Annotated in this window: 21 protein-coding genes, 1 tRNA gene and 2 pseudogenes; 16 read left to right on the top strand and 8 right to left on the bottom strand. The window is 53.5% G+C overall.

All coding sequences use genetic code 11. The annotated features are described in order from the left end of the window. Nucleotides 1-238 precede the first annotated feature (238 nt). The 4 genes and pseudogenes from HND56_12830 to HND56_12815 all read left to right on the top strand — a co-directional run bounded on the left by HND56_12830 (nucleotide 239) and on the right by HND56_12815 (nucleotide 2,610). Complete coding sequence (locus HND56_12830) at nucleotides 239-406, top strand: hypothetical protein (protein QKK06507.1); 168 nt, start codon at nucleotides 239-241, stop codon at nucleotides 404-406. 177 nt (nucleotides 407-583) lie between these two features. Further along, nucleotides 584-1,078, top strand: coding sequence for a hypothetical protein (locus HND56_12825; GenBank protein ID QKK06506.1), 495 nt, complete (start codon nucleotides 584-586; stop codon nucleotides 1,076-1,078). Between the two features lie 258 nt (nucleotides 1,079-1,336). Next, nucleotides 1,337-1,624: a hypothetical protein gene (locus HND56_12820; protein QKK06505.1), complete on the top strand. Its 288-nt coding sequence runs from the start codon at nucleotides 1,337-1,339 to the stop codon at nucleotides 1,622-1,624. Nucleotides 1,625-1,657: 33 nt separating this feature from the next. Beyond that, nucleotides 1,658-2,610: pseudogene (locus HND56_12815) on the top strand (leucyl aminopeptidase family protein). Between the two features lie 13 nt (nucleotides 2,611-2,623). Here HND56_12815 and HND56_12810 read toward each other — a convergent pair. Further along, the gene (locus tag HND56_12810; protein QKK06504.1) at nucleotides 2,624-2,806 is read right to left on the bottom strand and encodes a hypothetical protein; all 183 of its coding nucleotides are present in this window, start codon (nucleotides 2,804-2,806) and stop codon (nucleotides 2,624-2,626) included. A 96-nt stretch (nucleotides 2,807-2,902) separates the two neighbouring features. Beyond that, entirely contained in the window at nucleotides 2,903-3,535 is a 633-nt protein-coding gene (locus HND56_12805; protein ID QKK06503.1) for a hypothetical protein, read from the bottom strand. A 127-nt stretch (nucleotides 3,536-3,662) separates the two neighbouring features. Here HND56_12805 and lpxK point away from each other — a divergent pair. From lpxK to HND56_12785, 4 genes and pseudogenes are all read left to right on the top strand, one after another. Next, a pseudogene (lpxK, locus tag HND56_12800) lies at nucleotides 3,663-4,238 on the top strand (tetraacyldisaccharide 4'-kinase). A 26-nt stretch (nucleotides 4,239-4,264) separates the two neighbouring features. Then, nucleotides 4,265-4,654 (top strand): hypothetical protein, encoded by a 390-nt coding sequence (locus HND56_12795; GenBank protein ID QKK06659.1) that lies wholly within the window; start codon nucleotides 4,265-4,267, stop codon nucleotides 4,652-4,654. A 12-nt stretch (nucleotides 4,655-4,666) separates the two neighbouring features. Beyond that, a complete protein-coding gene (locus tag HND56_12790) occupies nucleotides 4,667-5,491 on the top strand; it encodes a hypothetical protein (GenBank protein ID QKK06502.1) in 825 nt (274 codons plus the stop codon). Further along, nucleotides 5,488-5,619 carry a hypothetical protein gene (locus HND56_12785; GenBank protein ID QKK06501.1) on the top strand — a complete coding sequence of 44 codons (132 nt, stop codon included), beginning with the start codon at nucleotides 5,488-5,490 and terminating at the stop codon, nucleotides 5,617-5,619. The genes HND56_12790 and HND56_12785 overlap by 4 nt, the downstream gene beginning before the upstream one ends. A gap of 12 nt (nucleotides 5,620-5,631) precedes the next feature. Here HND56_12785 and HND56_12780 read toward each other — a convergent pair whose 3' ends face one another. Continuing rightward, complete coding sequence (locus tag HND56_12780) at nucleotides 5,632-6,063, bottom strand: hypothetical protein (protein QKK06500.1); 432 nt, start codon at nucleotides 6,061-6,063, stop codon at nucleotides 5,632-5,634. Beyond that, nucleotides 6,047-7,618 carry a hypothetical protein gene (locus tag HND56_12775; GenBank protein ID QKK06499.1) on the bottom strand — a complete coding sequence of 524 codons (1,572 nt, stop codon included), beginning with the start codon at nucleotides 7,616-7,618 and terminating at the stop codon, nucleotides 6,047-6,049. The genes HND56_12780 and HND56_12775 overlap by 17 nt, the downstream gene beginning before the upstream one ends. Nucleotides 7,619-7,709: 91 nt before the next feature. On the opposite strand from HND56_12775, the gene HND56_12770 reads away from it, so the two are divergent. From HND56_12770 to HND56_12735, 8 genes are all read left to right on the top strand, one after another. Continuing rightward, the gene (locus HND56_12770; protein ID QKK06498.1) at nucleotides 7,710-8,471 is read left to right on the top strand and encodes a triose-phosphate isomerase; all 762 of its coding nucleotides are present in this window, start codon (nucleotides 7,710-7,712) and stop codon (nucleotides 8,469-8,471) included. Nucleotides 8,472-8,631: 160 nt separating this feature from the next. Then, a complete protein-coding gene (gene surE / locus HND56_12765) occupies nucleotides 8,632-9,420 on the top strand; it encodes a 5'/3'-nucleotidase SurE (GenBank protein QKK06497.1) in 789 nt (262 codons plus the stop codon). Further along, nucleotides 9,417-10,199: a protein-L-isoaspartate(D-aspartate) O-methyltransferase gene (locus HND56_12760; GenBank protein QKK06496.1), complete on the top strand. Its 783-nt coding sequence runs from the start codon at nucleotides 9,417-9,419 to the stop codon at nucleotides 10,197-10,199. Before surE ends, HND56_12760 begins: the two co-directional genes overlap by 4 nt. Before the next feature lie 27 nt (nucleotides 10,200-10,226). Then, nucleotides 10,227-10,949 carry a LysM peptidoglycan-binding domain-containing protein gene (locus tag HND56_12755; GenBank protein QKK06495.1) on the top strand — a complete coding sequence of 241 codons (723 nt, stop codon included), beginning with the start codon at nucleotides 10,227-10,229 and terminating at the stop codon, nucleotides 10,947-10,949. Nucleotides 10,950-11,445: 496 nt separating this feature from the next. Beyond that, nucleotides 11,446-11,916, top strand: coding sequence for a hypothetical protein (locus tag HND56_12750; GenBank protein QKK06494.1), 471 nt, complete (start codon nucleotides 11,446-11,448; stop codon nucleotides 11,914-11,916). Between the two features lie 84 nt (nucleotides 11,917-12,000). Next, the gene (locus tag HND56_12745) at nucleotides 12,001-12,966 is read left to right on the top strand and encodes a hypothetical protein (protein QKK06493.1); all 966 of its coding nucleotides are present in this window, start codon (nucleotides 12,001-12,003) and stop codon (nucleotides 12,964-12,966) included. Nucleotides 12,967-13,062: 96 nt separating this feature from the next. Then, nucleotides 13,063-13,602: a hypothetical protein gene (locus HND56_12740; GenBank protein ID QKK06492.1), complete on the top strand. Its 540-nt coding sequence runs from the start codon at nucleotides 13,063-13,065 to the stop codon at nucleotides 13,600-13,602. Further along, the gene (locus HND56_12735) at nucleotides 13,596-13,847 is read left to right on the top strand and encodes a hypothetical protein (GenBank protein QKK06491.1); all 252 of its coding nucleotides are present in this window, start codon (nucleotides 13,596-13,598) and stop codon (nucleotides 13,845-13,847) included. Before HND56_12740 ends, HND56_12735 begins: the two co-directional genes overlap by 7 nt. 18 nt (nucleotides 13,848-13,865) lie before the next feature. Here HND56_12735 and HND56_12730 read toward each other — a convergent pair whose 3' ends face one another. The 4 genes from HND56_12730 to HND56_12715 all read right to left on the bottom strand — a co-directional run bounded on the left by HND56_12730 (nucleotide 13,866) and on the right by HND56_12715 (nucleotide 18,026). Continuing rightward, complete coding sequence (locus HND56_12730) at nucleotides 13,866-14,426, bottom strand: hypothetical protein (protein QKK06490.1); 561 nt, start codon at nucleotides 14,424-14,426, stop codon at nucleotides 13,866-13,868. 80 nt (nucleotides 14,427-14,506) lie between these two features. Continuing rightward, nucleotides 14,507-15,073: a hypothetical protein gene (locus HND56_12725; GenBank protein ID QKK06489.1), complete on the bottom strand. Its 567-nt coding sequence runs from the start codon at nucleotides 15,071-15,073 to the stop codon at nucleotides 14,507-14,509. 184 nt (nucleotides 15,074-15,257) lie between these two features. After that, nucleotides 15,258-15,332, bottom strand: a tRNA-Gly gene (locus tag HND56_12720). A 75-nt stretch (nucleotides 15,333-15,407) separates the two neighbouring features. Further along, nucleotides 15,408-18,026 carry a 3-hydroxyacyl-CoA dehydrogenase gene (locus HND56_12715; protein ID QKK06488.1) on the bottom strand — a complete coding sequence of 873 codons (2,619 nt, stop codon included), beginning with the start codon at nucleotides 18,024-18,026 and terminating at the stop codon, nucleotides 15,408-15,410. Between the last annotated feature and the right edge of the window lie 48 nt (nucleotides 18,027-18,074).

Here is an 18,074-nt window from a genome sequence, read left to right as displayed (position 1 = left end):
GACGATGAAGAGGAAGATGAAGAAGAGGGTATTAAAACCATCGACCTTCTCGGTTACGGGCTTCAGCGCCAAAGTCGAGGATGAAGTTAGTTGTATGCATGGTTTGTCACAACTGATCCGCTGAGGCCTCGTCACGGCACATGAAGGCAAAGACAAAATCGCGCCGGATTCACGCTTCGGTGCAATATGCCCAGTAAAGACGGCGGCAGGGCATCACCTTTGGTCAGGCGGCGAGCCGATGTTCGCCGATCGTATTTCTCCTCCACCTGCAGCGCGGCGCAGAATGCAGAGGAAATCGCCGCCATCGTCCTGCGCATGGATCTCTCCCGGCGGGTCACCGACAGCCGCCGAGGCCATACGCCGCGCCGTTGTCTATACCAAGAGAGACAAAATCATCGTCCAATGAAGTGTGCGTCACGCATCGTAAGGTTACTGGGCCGTGGTGAATGCTGGGATCATATCGTCGCCGCTACCGGCAACGCTGACCGGCTCAGGGATCGGTGTTTTTGCCGGAAAAATGGTGCTGGAGGATTTGTGGAAAAAACTCGGCATCACATAGGATTCGGTCAATATCGGCGAAAAAATGCCGATATGTGGTCATCACAATCACAGTTTTCACCGACCCGCCCGCAAACGCTTCACCGGCGCCCTGCTTGATCACATTTATGACAGTTTTGTTGCTCTGGTCGCCGAAGGCTGCGGCATGACGCCGGAAGAGGTGGAAAAGTCGCACAAGGCCGCGTCTGGACAGGGAAACCAAGCTCTTCGAAGTCGGGTTGATCGACGAAAAGCCTCGGCGGTCTGGAGGAGGCTTTGCAAAAAGCCAAGGAAATGGCCGGATTTAACGGAAGAGGCCGTGCCGGTCGTGCAGTACCCGCCGCCCCGTTCGACATTGGAACTGCTGTTTGAACTCTTCACGGAAAGTGCCGTCAGTGGCGCTGCCGCCATTTTCCCACCGCGATGCCGCTGCGCCGGAGGGAAGTGCCGCCGAATTGTTAGTAAATCTGGCATTATCCCGCAGTCAGACCGAACTGGCTCGTCATTTCACCGCTCGCGATCGGACTGGACAAGCCATTAGCGCCGCCCCGCGTAATTTTATTGGACATATAACTCATTCCCGTGCTAATTCTCGGCTCCACATCATACAAGAACAACAACGAGGAACCGTCCATGAATTTTCTTTGACCGTAAAGGCAAAAACCTCCCGCGCCGTTATCCCCGTCAAACCGTCCGAATTAAAGACTGGCTGAAAAAACAGCCTGAAGAGACGCAAAACTGGGTCACAGTGCCGGATTTCTTGGCCAAAGCGGCAGCGTTCTGCCGCTGCCCGCCACGGATGGAAAAGCGACCTCCTTCCTGTTCGGCCTGCCGGAAGAAAATTCGATTTACAGCTATTCCGCATTGCCGAAAAACCTGCCGGAACATAAAGGCGGCTATCTATCGACCGCAAGATGAGCAAGGACGAAGCCACCGAAGCCGCAATGGGCTGGGCTTTTTCGGGCAATATGATTTTGACCGTTACAAATCGAAAAAAACAAAGACCGCCCAAAAGGAAAACAAACTGGCCTGGCCGGCAAATGCCGATCAGGATATGGTGAATATGACGGTGAAGGCGATTTTCTGATCCGCGACCTGATTAACACCCCGACAAAATGATATGGGCCTGGATGATCTTGAAAAAGCCGCCCGCGCCCTGACAAAACAATTCAATAGCGAAAGCCTGAAAGTCATCCGCGGCGATGATCTTTAAAAAGAAAACTATCCCTGCCGTTCATGCCGTCGGCCGCGCCAGTGACAAAGCGCCGCGCCTGCTGGATTTCAGCTGGGGCGATGGAAGACGCACCGAAAGTCACGCTGGTCGGTAAAGGTGTCTGTTTTGATACCGGTGGGTTGAACATGAAGGGCGGCGCGAATATGGCTGATGAAAAGATATGGGCGGTGCCGCTCATGTGCTGGGTCTTGCGCAAATGATTATGGAGGCCGGACTGCCGGTTCGTCTGCGCGTTCTGATCCCCGCCGTGGAAAACAATATTGACGGCAACGCCTTCCGTCCCAACGATGTTATCGACACCCGCAAAGGTATCTCGGTGGAAATCGGCAATACCGATGCCGAAGGCCGTCTGATACTGGCCGATGCGCTGGCCGAGGCCTGTAATGACAAACCCGATCTGCTGATCGATTTTGCAACACTGACCGGCGCGGCACGTACGGCACTCGGCCTGAAATCCCGCCGATTTTCACCAATGATGATAAAACGGCCAAGGTTTTTGAAGCCGCCTCCGCACGTACCAGCGACCCGCTTTGGCGTCTGCCGCTGTGAAAAACTACGAATCCATGATTAAAAGCGATATCGCCGATGTGAATAATTCCGGCGGTTCTTTCGCCGGCGCGATTACCGCGGCGCTATTTTTGCAGAAATTCGTGGAAAAGGATATCAACTGGGTGCATATCGACACTTACGGCTGGAATCCGACATCCAAACCCGGCTCACCGAAAGGCGGGGAGGCTTATGCCATCCGTGCCAGCTTTGACATGATCAAAAAGCGTTACGGTGCGAAAAACCGGGCGGTCCGGCAAAGTAACGCCAAACGCCTAACAGGGAAAATATGATGTCAGGGTGCCGTCAGTCGAACATGGCGGCATCTTCGGCATATTGCTGCAGGGCGCTTTTTTCCTTCCACTCCATTACCTGATTGCCGCCCTCCGCCTGCGCTTCTTTCATTGCGCGTTCGGCATTGGCGAAAATATCGTCAATTTTATCCCCCGGCACAGGTTCGGCAACGCCGCAGGAAAGCGTGACGCTCACCGTCTCCCTCCGTACCGCCCAGACTGGCGGGGCTTGCCGCTATTCTGGCACAAATACGGTCCATCACCGTACAGGCATCCAGCAATTCCGCATGTTTCAGGCACAGAAGATATGCGCCTTCCCAAGAAAATAACCGTCATCGTAAGAGCGCAGGGGATCCATCAAAATTTCGGCAATATGTGCATAGATTTCCTTCATACGGCGCTCACCGCGGTTTTCCGCCAGCGCTTCATGTCCGTCAATGGAGAGGGCGCAAACACAGAAGACGTCACTTTTACGGTCACGCCTGTCCAGTTCGCGGGCGATTTCGTTTTTCATCCCCGCCGCGCTGCGCAGCCCCGTCACCGTATCAATACTGAAATTACTGCCGGCCAGATCTTCGCTGAATTTCTGCAGCTGTTTCATATAGGCATCCAGGCATTGCGTCAGCGCCGTATAATTTTCCTGCGTCATCCCGCCCGCGACGCGCAGGCAATCCGCCCCGGCCTCCGCCAAAGCGTCATGAATTTGCAGCAGATGTTCCACATCTTTTTCATCAACGGACTCTTTATGCGTATTATCACCGCACCATTTGACAAAAATGGCGGGAATGGCAGGCGCCTCGCCGTCTTCCGTAACGGCGGCGGGAAAGAAAGACCGCCGCAACACAGTCTCAAACCAGTCCATATGCGCCTTGATATCGCGCAATAGCAAATCATTGGGAAGAACGGATGTATATCGCAGAGCCATGACTTCTCCTTCATTATTCCTTCTTCCAGATTATCAGTCCCGTTCTAAAATTCCGTTAAGAAACACATCCTTAACGCTGGCATCCCCGTCAAAGCTGCGGTAAAGTTTCTTGTAAAAAGGAGACATGATGCGCAAAACCCCCGCTTTCTGGTATGGCACAGCCGCCCCGCCGCCCGGTTTAAAACCGCTGGCATGGCTGTATGACCGCCTGTCACGGTTACGCCGCGCCTTAACATCTCCGCATCACGGCACCGTTCCCGTCCTGTGTATCGGCAATATCACGATGGGCGGCAGCGGGAAGACCCCTGTCGCAATTGCCGTCTCCCATATCCTGCATGATCTCGGCTTTCTGCCGCATTTCCTGACCCGCGGTTACGGCGGACGGTTAAAAGGCCCGGTACTTGTCAAACCCGCACAGCACGGCTTTCGGGAGATCGGGGATGAACCGCTGCTGCTGGCACGCCATGCGCCTTGCTGGGTCGCCCGCAAACGTGCGGCAGGTGCCGTCGCCGCAGAAGAAGGCGGCGCGGGTGCCATTATCATGGATGACGGTTTTCAAAATCCGTCATTGCATAAGAACCTGTCTTTTCTGGTTATTGATGCCGCAGCCGGTTTCGGCAATGGTGCGGTTTTCCCTGCCGGACCGCTGCGCGAGCTGCCCCAAAACGGCTTAAAACGCGCCGATGCCTGTATTTTACTGGGCATAAAGGATGAAAACAGCCGCGAAGACTGGCGGCAAAAATTACAGCAATACGGCTACCAAAATCCTGTTTTTTCGCAGATCTACAGCCGCAAAATCCTTCCTTTGACGGCGCATTTGTCGGCTTTGCGGGAATCGGCCTGCCGCAAAAATTCCGCGAAACACTGGAAACATGCGGCGCGGATGTCGCGGAATTCTTTCCCTTTCCCGATCATTACGCCTATCGCCGTGAAGATATCAAAACATTACTGGCCGCCGCCCGCCGCCATAATGCCGCGCTGATCACAACCGAGAAAGACGCCGTCCGCCTGCCCGCAAAAATAAGGGAGTCTGTCAAAACCCTTCCCGTTGCTTTACAATGGCAGGACGAACAGGCTATAACAGCCTTCCTGAAATCAAAACTGCAAAAAACAAGCTAGAAACCACGGCTGATGCAACAGACAACACCGCAGGAACTGCCTATTCCGCTTTTGCGCAAAATCCGCTATGGCATCGAAGCCGCCGCGGCTTACACGCTTTACGGTTTCTTTAAACTGCTGCCCGTCAACGCGGCCTCCGCCACCGGCGGCTTTATCGGACGCATGATCGGGCCGCATCTTGGCGCCAGTAAAAAAGCCTATGAGAATCTGGCACTGGCCTTCCCCGATAAAACCGACGCCGAAAAAAAAGATCTGATCCGCAAAATGTGGGACAATATGGGGCGCACAATCGCCGAATACCCTCATCTGGTTGCGCTGGGGAAAAAAGCGGAACTTGTCGGCGGTGACATATTGGAGACGATCGCGCAAAGCGACGCCCCCGCCATACTGGTTGCCGCCCATCTGGGTAATTGGGAAGTCGGGCTGGCCAGCGTCAGACAACAGCGCGGATTCGAGGCTTATCTGACCTATCGGCGGCTGAACAACCCGCTGGTTGACCGGCTGCTCTCCCGCGCGCGGGAAAGCGGGGCAGAGGGGCAGATTCATAAGAAACGCAGCGCCGCGATTGAAATGATGCGTCTGGTCAAAGATAAAAAAACGCTGGCCATTATGATCGACCAGAAACTGAATGAAGGCATTGCCGTACCGTTTTTCGGCCATGATGCCATGACCATCCCTTTTCCGGCACAGCTGGCCTTGAAACATGACTGTCCGCTTTACCCCGCACGGATTGAGCGCATCAAAGGCACAGCCTTCCGCGTCACGGTTTATCCGGCGCTGGAGGTCAAAAAAAGGGGGATACGGATCAGGATATCCGGCAGTTATTGCAGGATATGAACCATATGCTGGAAGGCTGGATTCATGAAAGACCGGAACAATGGCTGTGGCTGCACCGCCGCTGGCCCAGAGAAATTACCGCAGCAAAAAAGAACATATTACCGGACGGAGAAAACCTCTCCGCATAGCAATCATCCCTTTTAATAAGTACCTAAAGCCTCTTCCTGCGCGGCCTTGCCGTATTGCTTTTCAAAACTGAATTCATTGACCTGAACGCCGTATTTTTTCTCGATCGCCGCCAGAAACTGCCGCACGATATCATCGCGCAAGCCGCGCTCGATCATGGCACGGCTGATGGCCGCTTCCGATACCGCAGCAGCGGCAGCATCATCTCCCAGATCGGGAAGGTCACGTTTTGTCAGCGTCACAACCACAATATCATCGCCCGATTGCAGCGCAGCCGCATCACCTTCCGCCGTCAGGTCAAACAGCTTGGTGACAGCCTCGGTCGGCACGGCGTTTTTACCATCCTCCGTCAAATGCATTTTGGAACGGCTGCGGAGCGAAATCTGCGCCGTGCTATAGCCGAATTCTTTTGCCGCCGCTGCCAGCGTTTTACCATCCGTTCGCACGGCATCCGCAATTTTTTTCGGCGCGGTCGCGCATCTGCTTTTTCTTTTCGCTTTTTACCCAGGTTTCGCGGACATTTTCCGCGACATCTTCATAAGGGATTTTCTGCGCGGGTTTTACCTCGTCCAGACTGACGGCGATGAAACTGCCGTCATCCATTTCCAGCACCTCAGCCTTGATCTCGTCATCCTTGCTCATGGCAAAGACTTTTTCCAGCACCGCCTGCGCATGTTTCGCCGGCTCCAGCGGATAGGCTTTACCATCCGCAGCGGCACCCATAGATGTCAGGAACGGCACATTATCAAAGCCGATCTGCATAAATTCCGCCGCCTCCTGCACGCTGGCACCGCCCGCGAACATATCTTCCAGCTCGCTGACTTTCGTATAAAGCGGGTCAGAGGCATGATCCAGTATCCAGTCACTGCGCAGCGTTTCTTTCACCTCGTCAAATGAGGTCACATTGCCCCGCGCCGTCGCCGTGATATTCACAACATGCCAACCCAGCGGCGATTTAATCGGACCGACCACACCTTTGTCTTTCTCAAAACCGAAAACCGCGTCAGAGATTTCTTCGGGGAAAATCGATTGCGCCGTATGCTCTTCCGCTTCCATGATCTGGGCATCTTCCGTGCCGGATTTTTCCGCCGCTTCGGCCAGTGTTTTGGCTTTTCCGTCTTTCAACAGCGCAAAGACCGCTTTCGCATCTTCTTCCCCGCCGAAAACCGCTTGCGTCACCGTGCGTTTATCGGCCTCGGTATAATCGGCGATATGGTCTTCATATGTTTTTTTCAACGCGTCATCGCTGACAATCTCGATTCCCTCTATCTCCGTGAGGACTTTTTCCGGCGTCAGGACAAGAAGGGAAAAGGAACGGTATTCCGGCGACATCCATAACGCCGTTTTATCGGCATGGAATTTCTGCAGGCTTTCCTCATCCGGGGCATCGGCTTTAAAACCCGCGCCGGAAATACGGATATATTCGCCCGCCCGCGTCTCCATATCATATTGCAGCCAGTCCAGCACCTCCTGCGGCGGTGCGGTCACAGGCACAACCAGTGCCGACATCATAATTTCGACCGCCAGCTCCTGCCGCAGCGTATCGACCAGCGCCTTTTCGCTCAGCTGGCGCTGCTGCAAAACCGTGGCCAGCGCCACACTTTCCAGCGCCCCCTGATCGGTCAGGGGTTTTAGATATTCGCGAATGCGCTCCGCCGCCACAACATCGCCGACAATCAAACCGCTATCCGCCGTGGCTTTTACCAGCAGACGTTTCTGCATCTGTTCCTGCAGCGTATCGCGCGCGACAACGGCACGGACATCCGGCTTTTGCGACAGTTCCGGCGGAATGCGGCGCAGATCCATACGGTATTGGCGGTCAAATTCGACAAAACTTATTTCTTCTCCGGCAACATTGGCAACAGAGCCGCGGGAGACACCCGTCCGCCAAAAGGAAATCGTATCCATCAGCACAAGACCGCCCATCGCCCCGCCCAATAGCAGGATGAGAACCGTCTTCAAAATCCATGAATTCATACCTTCACGCATGGCTTGTAACATGACGTTTTTCCTTTTTCCTTGTCTTCAAAATTCCGGTCGTTATATTTATGCACATGTTTCATTAAAAAATAAAGGGTAAAGGGTAGAAGTTATGGCGAATACGAAACTGATTGCCGGAAACTGGAAAATGAACGGTTTGTCAACGGACGGACTGCCGCGCGCCAAGCATATCGCGGATTTCGTCACCGAAAACAAATCCGCTCTGAACGGTAAGGCCGAGATACTGATTGCGCCGCCCGCGACATTGGTCTCCGCACTTCACAGCGTCACAAAATCTTCCCCCGTTTTTCTGGGCGGACAGGATTGCCATCCGGAAACATCCGGCGCGTTCACCGGTGATCTTTCCGCCGAAATGCTGAAAGATGCAGGTTGTTCCTATATTATTGCCGGACATTCCGAACGCCGCGCCATTCATGGCGAAACGGATGAGCTGGTTGCCGCCAAAACCGCAGCCACCCACCGCGCAGGTATGACGGCTGTTGTCTGCGTCGGTGAAACCGCCGCCCAGCGTCAGTCCGGCGAAGCGGAAAAAACCGTCAAAGCGCAAATCATGCAATCTCTGCCGGACACAATTCTGGCCGGAAACACCGTCATTGCCTATGAACCTGTCTGGGCGATCGGCACGGGGCTGACGGCAACGATTGAAGATATCGAAGCCATGCACGGCTTTATTCGCGGGTTGCTGGAAAAAAGCTTTCCGGTGATTGCCGCAACGCATCTGCTCTATGGCGGTTCCGTCAAAGGCGCCAATGCCGCGCAAATCCTGTCCTGCGCAAATGTCGACGGCGTACTTGTCGGCGGTGCCAGCCTGAACGGGCAGGAATTTTGCGACATTATCGCCGCCGCGCTTTAAAACATCTGAAAGAAGACGGTTTACGCCGCATCCGCTTTTGCCTATACTGTATAGTAAGCGCGGGGGATGTTCTTTTCCTTGCGTTATCCGCCCCCGCGCGGATTTCTAAAACAAACACCAAAAACAATAATATCGTCCTGACGAAGCAAGGTTGACGTACATGCCTCATATACCCGCGGATCTCGCCAAGGCGCAGATCATGATCTCAAATGATGACGGAATTCACTCGCAAGGCATCAAGGTGCTGGAGGAATGTGTTATTTCTCTGGGCGCCCGCCACTGCGTTGTCGCGCCGGAAAGCGAACAATCCGCTGCCGGACATTCCCTGACCATCCACAGGCCGCTGCGAATCCAGCGCTATGATGATAATCATTTCTCCGTTTACGGCACACCGACGGATTGCGTCGTGATGGGCATTCAGCATGTGATGAAAGATGCGCCGCCCGATCTGGTCGTCTCCGGCATTAATCACGGCAAAAACGCCGCCGATGATGTCACCTATTCCGGTACAATCGCCGTTGCGATCGAAGCCACTTTGCTCGGCTGTCCCGCAATTGCCTTCAGCCAGCATATCGGCGGCGGGCACGGGGATATCAACTGGGACATCGCCCAGAAATGGGTGCCGGAAGTCTTAAAAAAACTGGCCGGGTTCGAGATCGAAAAAAACACGCTGCTGAATGTCAATCTGCCGCGCGGCGATGCGGAGCCGAAAGGCATTGTCGTCGTACCGCAAGGCCATTACGAAGCTTCAAGTGATGATGTGATTGAATGTATGGATCCGCGCGGACGCAAATATTTCTGGATCGGCCCGCCACAGGCGACGGATCATGCCGGTATGGATTATGATGCCGCGGCCCTGACATCAGGCTATATCACCATTACACCGCTAACGCTGAATCTGACCCATCACAAAACGCTGGAAGCCCTGAAGGAGAAAATCGGATCATGAGCCCTCCCGATATCACAACAGCGGCGCGCCGCATCCGGCTTTTGATGAAACTGCGCCGCTCCGGCATTACCGACCGCGCCGTGCTGGGCGCGATTGAGCGCATCCCGCGCGAAGCTTTTGTGCCGGAAACCTTTATCGATCAGGCTTATGAAGATATCGCCCTGCCGATCGGGCGCGGCCAAACCATCAGCCAGCCGCTGGTTGTCGCCGCCATGACGCAGGCCATGAAACTCAGCGACCGCCATAAAGTGCTGGAGGTCGGCACAGGATCGGGCTATCAGGCCGCCATTCTGTCGCGGCTGTGCCGCCGCGTTTACAGTATTGAACGCCACCGCCCGCTGCTGGATATTGCCGAGGCGCGTTTTAAACAGCTGCGCCTGCATAATATTACCACCGTTGCAGGTGACGGCATGAAAGGCTGGCCGGAACAGGCGCCGTTCGACCGTATTATCGTCACCGCCGCCGCCTCGCAGGAACCGCCGAAAGCGCTGCTGGATCAATTATCCATCGGCGGGCTTCTCGTTATTCCGCTGGGCAAGCAAAACGGTGACCAGTTTATTTACCGCATCACCCGTACAGAAGACGGCTATGAAAGCGAAAAAATGATGCCGGTGCGTTTCGTGCCGCTCCTGCCTGATATCGCCCCCGATAATCTTGAAGAAACGGAGTCGCCGCACAAGACGGCGCAAAAAAACAATCCTCCCCCCAAAGAAGAGACGGCGAAAGAGAACGAGTTTTCGCTTCCTTTTGCAGGCGATCTCAGCCTCGCGGGGATTTAAAAACCGGAACCGCCGGAAAGGAGATTTATGATGAAAAGCAAAATACGCCGCGTTTTCTCACTGCTCCTGTGTGTTGGTCTGAGCGCCGCCGTCATTTCCGGCTGTACACCGAAACCGAAGCCCGAGGTCGCCGTCACCCATCACGGTATGAACACGGCGGAAGTCGCAGGAACCGTCCTTGTCCACCGCGATGACACGGTTTACACTATTGCCAAAAATTACAATCTGAATCCGGCGAAACTGATTGAGGAAAACGGCCTCAATGCGCCCTATACGCTGGTTTCGGGACAAAGATTATCACTGCCGCAGCCGCGCGATTACCGTGTACGCGAACGGGATACGCTCTACAGTATCGCACAAATGTTCCGTGTTGATATGAACGGCCTTGTCCGTATGAATAATCTGTCTCCGCCTTACCGTATTGCACCGGGGCAGCTTTTACGCCTGCCGGATTCTTACGCCTATACCGATACCACCGCCTATGCGCTGCCGCAAAATACGCAGCCCGGTCTGCAGCCCGCCGCCTATCAAAACAGCGATGCCGTCAGTCCGAATGCGCGGATCTCCTCCCGCTCCTCCATCGAAACGCAGGACTTAAATGATAACCGCTATAGCGGCACACAGACCACATGGCTGGATAGCGGCAATAATCGCGCCGCCGCCCCCGCCCCCCGCCCCTACCTCTGCAAGAGTTCTGCGCAGCCCGACCCCGCCACCTGCCGCGCCGCAACAGCTGGCAAAACCGCATAAAGCCAGCGGTGCCGATTATTTTATCTGGCCTGTCAAAGGTAAAATCCTCTCCGATTACGGCCCGAAAGAAGGCGGTCTGCATAATGACGGCATCAATATCGGTGCGCCGGGCGGTACGCCTGTGAAAGCCGCCGCCGACGGCACCGTCGTCTATGTCGGAAACGAGCTGGCAAGCTTCGGCAATCTGGTACTGGTGCGTCACGGCAATGGCTGGGTCAGCGCCTATGGCCATTTGCAGAATGCAAGCGTCAGCCGCGGCGACCGCGTCACGCGCGGACAGGTGCTGGGCACCGTCGGCAAAAGCGGCAATGTCGCCGCCCCGCAGCTGCATTTCGAGCTGCGGCAGGGTCGTAACGCACTCAATCCACGCCAGCATCTTTCTTAAGTAAAAACAAGTAATTACCGCAAAATTCCCCTGCCGTTATTTGACAAATTTACCATATCACGTTATCTTTGCGGGTGAAAAACCAACACCGCGCGAAAGGGATTCCGCCGCATGAAAGATGATTTTCAAAAAGCCGTTGAAAAGGCAAATCTCTATGCCGAACAGGCGATGGTCGTCACGCTCAGCTTTGGCAATGCGGCGATCGAAGAAGTGCTGAAAGACCGCGACGGCAATATTCTCGAACACAAGAAACAGGATTTCAAACCCGCAGAAATCGGCGCGGCTTTCCTGCAATATCTGCATGATGAAAAGGTCCCGCATGTGCTGATACATCAGGCCGATGACCATCTTACCATTGCGCTGGCCCGCGAAGAACTCGCCCCGCCGGGCGAAGCGGGGGAGAAAAACGCCCGCGCCGTCGTCGCCGGATTCTTCAAAGACGGCAGACAAATCGCGTTAAATTCCGAGGCCTATTACCAAAAAGAGGTTCCGCATACGGCGCTGAAAAACAAACTACTCTCTCCGGTCAGCCCGCTGCGCCGCGAAGTCGCCAAAAACGCCGCCCGCCTGAACGGCAAATAATCCCGCGAAACCGACTCGCGGTTTCTTATCAACCCCTTTATACTAAAGGTGGTTTTCATTCTTCCTTTGGCAAAGCACAGATAGATGAAAAAACAGCTCTTCCTGCTTACCCTTTTGCTGATTTTGATATATCCGCATTCCGCAAATGCCTGTCTTGTAAGTCGATCTTATTACTTACGCTGCGAAGAAACAGAACAGAAATCGGTTTTTCTTCTGGCAGGCAACCGTTTTTTCAAAGTCTCCAGTGATTATTTTCTTACGAAAACAGCCCATCAATCCCTCCTCAAGGGAAAGCCTTTTACTGTCTTTGCCGTTTACGACACATGGCAACCCCTCTGTCACCTTATTGAAGACAAACAGGTCAGTTATGACGGCAATGTTCACAGCCTGTTTCATAACTACCCCGCGACTGATCACGGGGGCTGCTACATACATACAAAGAAAGGGCCTAACATCCCGGATATTTACGAGAATGCCGTTAAAATCATCATCAACGCGCCCCTCATATCACAAGACACCTACACCGCCGCCGCCAAATCGGGAAAAACCCTCCCAATTCGACAAAAACAAGCGGAATTCGCCTCTTTTATACCGCACTACCGCCTACCCCTCAGCCTAAAGCAACGGTTTTTGCGCTATATCGGATTATTTCCGCCCCGAAGAAACAGCAGCGACTATATAGGATGGGAACCCGCACGGCGCGTCTTTTTTGAAGTGAATGGTGCAACATCAAACATGTACCGCACTAGCGTCCTCTGTGAATACAAACAGGAAGATATAAACCCCGATCACGACCCGATGGCGACATGGATCAGTGACGGCGATCTGCGGCAATGGGATCTTTGCGAAGTAAGATTTTTCTACAAAGAAAACCATCACCACAGCAATCTGCCTGTCACCGTTCTGGTTCACGGCAAGCACCTGAAGACAAATGAAAAAGGTCTCAATCTGCGCCCGTTTACCGACAATATTTCCGGTTTTATCCGCAGCGCCATCCGCAGCCCGCATGATCCCGAACTCCTCCGTCACCTTCAGGAAACCGCAGAGTAATTTTTTAAAAGACACCGAACCGACTCGCAGTTTCACCGCAGAACTTTTATACTATGCCCAGTCGTCACGGTAATTTTTTATGACGGGAGCAAAATATTGACGCGCATTTTTTCTGTTTTTACTTCTTTGTCTTTGCTGCTGCTGTTCTTCACGCCGCAGGCTGTTGCCGCTGAAAAGCTGACCACTCATATGATTACGCCGCCGATTCCGGCATCGCGCTATATCATGCCCTATACGCCCAGCCCGGTCGGGCTTGAAAAATACGCGCTGGGCATTGCCGAAAAGAAACGTGTGTTTTACCTCTATGTGCCGCGCAGCCTGAAACCGCATGCCCCCGCCATGATTCTGCTGCACGGGGCGGAGAGGGACGGTATTTCAATGGCTGACAGCTGGCGCAAATCCGCCGAACGTCACGGCATGATTCTCGTCGCGCCTGACGCGGTCGATCATTACTGGGATTTTGACGCGGATAAGGCCTTTATCGCCGCGCTGCTGCAATTCCTGCAGCAGGATAAACGCGTCGATGCGCGCAGGATTTACCTGTTCGGCCATTCCAACGGCGCGGTTGTCGGGCTGCCGCTGGTTGCCCTTTTTCTCAAAATCTTGCCGCTGCCGCCATGCATGCGGGGATGGTGACGAATAAGAAATTCCTGCCTGTCATCAAGGCGTCAAAGCGGAAGATTCCGCTCTGCGTCATCAACGGCTCCGATGATGCATCAATGCCCGCCATCCGCGCCCGTTACGCCGCACAGCTTTTCGCCGATGCGGGACACCCCGCCGCTTATATCGAGCTGACGGGGCATAACCACTGGTATTACACGCTGTCCGACTGGATTAACGAGCTGGCATGGCAATGCATGTCAGACCTCGCCAAAAAATAGCCCCCGAATACCCGTAGATTAAAATTTCGGTTTCGCGCCGGATTTATTTGCGGGCTTTTCAGCAGGTGCCAACGCCTTGGCGATGTCTGCGGTTTGCGAAGCATCGATAAAGTTCTGGAAGTCCTTATTCCAGAAAAAGCCCTGTTTCTGCATATATTTCGCGGCATCTACGGCGGTATCAACGCCTTTTTCGTAGATTTCCCAGCTTGATTCCATCAGCTCGCCGCCTTTGGGAATCAAATCGCTGATCGGGCCGGTCTGGTCACTGCAGCAGCCGTTCTCGACAAAATAACGCAAGGGGGAGGTCATGACGGCAATCTCGCCATCCATATCCTCAACCGCGAAAATATAGCGGTTGGCCAGCGCCTTGCCCGCCTTTTCCAGCACGGCTTTCGGCACGCCCCATTCCGCATCATCATCTTCGGAATAAGGCAGATCACCCATAATGATCGAAATCGCCTGATTGGCCGCATCATTGGCAGCCGGATCGGTTTCGATATAGGGGCCGAAATCTTCCGCGGATTTTGCGGCAGGTTTCAGCGCGTCTTTGTGCTGGTCGGTGAGTTTTTTGTCGGACATGAATTTTCCTCCTTCATGTTTTTTAAGTATGAGTCGTTTTGAAAGAGGAAAGATTATGATAAATTTTGGGTTATGTCAAGTTATGGGGCTTTGCAACTTTCAAACAACCATACTTCAGGGAAGAAAAAGTAAGGGTGATCCACATCTTCCTCTTGAGGAAAGTAATAGCGCTTCCGCTTATCCGGATACATAAACGAGTAATGTACAGAGGAGCCCATCCACGGAAAAACAAGAGTGTGGGAGGAGTATTCGCCAGCCGTCCTAGGGGGTCCTCCCCCATAGTCTTTATCCAGCCCAACCACTGCCAAATTTCGTCCATTACCAATTCCTGTGGAGCACGTTGGGTAAGAACCCCCGCTGCAAGACCATCGAAGTTTAATCTTTGCCCGCAGATGCTGCTTTTTTACATCGTAAACATCTATAACAAAATCCGCATAATGTCCGTACACATCTGGGTTTGTTACCCCCTCTCGGGAGATTGTGAGAGTTAAATCAATTCCTTCATTTTCCAAAAGCTTGTATTTCGGATGTGGCTTATATACGGCTTTTTCTGGGCTACAGGTGGCCGCATTTTTCTGCTGTGATGCAAATGCGACCGAGGAATAAATACCCAGACAAAAAATAGTAATAATGCCGTATTTGATCATTAAAACATTTCTTTCCTATAAGTGAAGAGATTGACGTCGCTGCGCGACGCCGCGTCTTGCTTGCGCAAGCCGTCGAACGGGAGGCGGGTCGTGCCTGCGGCACGCCTTATGAACGCCTCCTGAAAGAGTTCGTCCACTGCTTGACCCCATCCATGAAAAAAGCCGCCCGAAGGCGGCTTTTTCATGGAGCGGGTGAAGAGATTCGAACTCTCGACTTCAACCTTGGCAAGGTTGCGCTCTACCCCTGAGCTACACCCGCGACTCATGAAAGTCATGAATAAACCGAAAAATACGCGAAAGCGGTAAAACTGTCAAGCAGGATTCCGCTTAAATCTTACGGCTTGTTTCCGGCTTTTTTATCTTTCGTCGCAGCAGGCTGTGCCTGCGGTTTGTTATCCTGTTTCGCCTCCGGCGCTTTATCCGTATTTGCGGCTTCTTTCGGCGCGTCGTTTTGCGGCTTTACCTCGCAAGTCGGTTTGGTCTTCACCGGCTTTTCAGCGGCTGAGCTGAAAGGCGAGGTAATGCGTTTGAACAGGCTCGGCTTGCGCATTTCCGCACGCAGCTGATGTGTGCTGCGGTGTTTCGGGTCGGGTCCTTCACGCAGCGGCTTATTCGTGTTCAGCATATGCATGATGCGTTTGAATGTCCGCTTTTCCTTGATCAGGCGCACGAAATTCTGCCGTTCCAGATCGCGGATTTCATCCTGCGTCATTTCAACCGTCTGGTCGCCTTTTTTGCCGCCCGTCAGAACTTCGGCCAGCTGGTCAGCCAGCACAACATCATAAGGTGTGGACAGCCCCTGCGAATAGAAACCGTCAATCGCCATATTCAGGGCGGAATGACCGGTCTTACCCGGCAGGCGCATGTTTTTCGGCTCTTCCGGCGTGTAACCGTTTTTCAGCATATCCTGAACGCGCGTTTTGGCATCGGCCAGCAGGCGCTGTTTGTTCATGCTGATTTTGTCTTCCTTACGCAGGAACAGCAGGTCTTTCGCCTCGGCGGCAGAGGTCGAAACCTTTGCCGTACCGATGGTTTCAAAGGTTTTCGCAACCGGCGGCATCGGGCCGCCCGGCATCTTCGGGTTCTGCGTCGCACGTGTCAGCATTTCCGTACAGCCGCCCCATGCGGGGATCAAACCAACGCCCAGTTCAACCAGGCCGATATAGGTCTCGGCATGTGCCTGAACGCCGTCACAATGCAGCAGGGTTTCACAACCGCCGCCCAGCGCCATTCCGGCAGGTGCGCCGACAACGGGGAAATTCGCATATTTCAAACGCTTGAACGTGTCCTGTCCCTGTTTGACCATTTTCTCGACCGCGCCGTAACGGAAGGTTTTCACCGCAATCACGGCACGTTTCAGATTCGCACCGACGGAGAAATTATCGCCTTCGTTATGAATGACAAGACCTTTGTAACGGTTGTTCTTGTCCTCGATCAGATCGATGGTTTTGTTCATCATATCCAGAATATGCTCGTCAATGGAGTTATTGGGCGAGGTAAATTCCAGACACAAAACGCTGTCGCCGATATCCCAGACTTTCGCGGATTTGTTTTGCAAAACGGGTTTCGAGGCGCGTTTCACATCCGACAGCAGCAGCACACCTTCGGGGCGCTCGATATTGCGGTATGTGCCGTCAATACCCAGATGCTGCAATTTGCCGTTATCAACGCGGTAGAATCCGCCTTTTTCCGCAGCGGTTTTCAGCAATGCGGGAACGGCTTCGCCTTCGGCTTCCAGTTTTTTTACAAACCAGTCCGCGCCCAGCTGGTCAACCAGCTCGAACGGGCCTTTTTTCCAGTTATAGCCCATTTTCATCGCGTCATCGACGGCGGTGATATTACCGGCAACTTCCTCGGCATGTTCCGCGGCATAAACCAGCGTCTGCTTCAGAACGGCCCATGAATACCGGCCTTCCTTGCTTTTATCTTCCAGCATGGCTTTCAGGCCTTTTTTGATGCCTTTGGCGGATGCTTTCGGTTTCGGACGTGTGGCTTCATGATATTCGCCTGTTTGCAGATCAATCACTTCCTTGACCTTTTTGCCGCCTTCGGTATTCAGACGATAGAAACCGCCTTTCCCTTTACGGCCCGTGTAACCGTCTTCGATCATTTTGTCGATCAGCTCGATTTCACGGTGAATTTTGCAATAGCCGTCTTCATCCGGCAGTTTTTCCAGCAGGCTGGCACTGATATGCGGCATCAGATCCAGACCGACCATATCCACCAGCGCGAAAACGCCGGTTTTCGGAATACCCATCGGCTTACCGATCAGCGCATCCGCAACTTCAACATCAATGCCGCGGTCAAAGGCTTCATTGATCGCAGCCTGCAGCCAGAAAGTCCCGATACGGTTGGCGATAAAGCCGGGCGTGTCGTTACAATTGATAACGCCTTTACCCATTTTCTCATCCATAAAGCGGGTCAGATCGGCAACGGTTTTCGGATCGTTATCTTCCGAGGTAATCAGCTCCAGCAGCGGCATATAGCGCGGCGGGTTAAAGAAGTGGGTGATCATGAAATCTTTTTTGAATTCTTCGGATTGGCCATCCACCAGGTCTTTCAAAGGAATGGTCGAGGTGTTGGAGGCCACAATCGCGCCCGGCTTACGGTTCTCGTCAATTTTCGTGAACAGCGCGGATTTGATTTTCGGGTTTTCGATGACAGCCTCGATAATCAGATCGGCATCTTTCAGGCGATCCATATGGTCCTCGGTATTACCGGGGCGGATCAGACGCGCATTTTTCGGATGCATCAAGGCAGCGGGTTTGTCTTTGGCAAGACGCGCCAGCGCGGATTTGGCAATCACATCGCGGTCTTCAACCGGCGGCTGTCCCTCTTTCGGTTTCGGCACAATATCGAGAAGCTCGACTTCGATACCGGCATTGGCCAGCTGTGCGGCAATTCCCGCACCCATGACGCCCGCGCCGATGACAACTGCTTTTTTGACTTCCATCTTAAAAACCCCTTTAAATTCAAAATTCCGTAAAAATACCTGTTTTCA

The organism is Pseudomonadota bacterium (assembly GCA_013285465.1).
In the GTDB taxonomy this organism is placed as follows: Bacteria; Pseudomonadota; Alphaproteobacteria; order Micavibrionales; family CSBR16-224; genus CSBR16-224.
Note: the sequence above shows the minus strand (reverse complement) of the source record. Positions and strands in the feature narration are given on the sequence as shown.

Bases quoted from the DNA above. Each gene is read 5' to 3' on its own strand.
- HND56_12735 (QKK06491.1), top strand. From the start codon at position 13,596: ATGGTGACGAATAAGAAATTCCTGCCTGTCATCAAGGCGTCAAAGCGG.
- HND56_12770 (QKK06498.1), top strand. From the start codon at position 7,710: ATGGCGAATACGAAACTGATTGCCGGAAACTGGAAAATGAACGGTTTG.
- HND56_12760 (QKK06496.1), top strand. From the start codon at position 9,417: ATGAGCCCTCCCGATATCACAACAGCGGCGCGCCGCATCCGGCTTTTG.
- HND56_12745 (QKK06493.1), top strand. From the start codon at position 12,001: ATGAAAAAACAGCTCTTCCTGCTTACCCTTTTGCTGATTTTGATATAT.
- HND56_12715 (QKK06488.1), bottom strand. From the start codon at position 18,026: ATGGAAGTCAAAAAAGCAGTTGTCATCGGCGCGGGCGTCATGGGTGCG.
- HND56_12790 (QKK06502.1), top strand. From the start codon at position 4,667: ATGCAACAGACAACACCGCAGGAACTGCCTATTCCGCTTTTGCGCAAA.
- HND56_12830 (QKK06507.1), top strand. From the start codon at position 239: ATGTTCGCCGATCGTATTTCTCCTCCACCTGCAGCGCGGCGCAGAATG.
- HND56_12820 (QKK06505.1), top strand. From the start codon at position 1,337: ATGGAAAAGCGACCTCCTTCCTGTTCGGCCTGCCGGAAGAAAATTCGA.
- HND56_12805 (QKK06503.1), bottom strand. From the start codon at position 3,535: ATGGCTCTGCGATATACATCCGTTCTTCCCAATGATTTGCTATTGCGC.
- HND56_12750 (QKK06494.1), top strand. From the start codon at position 11,446: ATGAAAGATGATTTTCAAAAAGCCGTTGAAAAGGCAAATCTCTATGCC.
- HND56_12825 (QKK06506.1), top strand. From the start codon at position 584: ATGCCGATATGTGGTCATCACAATCACAGTTTTCACCGACCCGCCCGC.
- HND56_12730 (QKK06490.1), bottom strand. From the start codon at position 14,426: ATGTCCGACAAAAAACTCACCGACCAGCACAAAGACGCGCTGAAACCT.
- HND56_12725 (QKK06489.1), bottom strand. From the start codon at position 15,073: ATGATCAAATACGGCATTATTACTATTTTTTGTCTGGGTATTTATTCC.
- HND56_12775 (QKK06499.1), bottom strand. From the start codon at position 7,618: ATGTTACAAGCCATGCGTGAAGGTATGAATTCATGGATTTTGAAGACG.
- HND56_12755 (QKK06495.1), top strand. From the start codon at position 10,227: ATGATGAAAAGCAAAATACGCCGCGTTTTCTCACTGCTCCTGTGTGTT.
- HND56_12785 (QKK06501.1), top strand. From the start codon at position 5,488: ATGAACCATATGCTGGAAGGCTGGATTCATGAAAGACCGGAACAATGG.
- surE (QKK06497.1), top strand. From the start codon at position 8,632: ATGCCTCATATACCCGCGGATCTCGCCAAGGCGCAGATCATGATCTCA.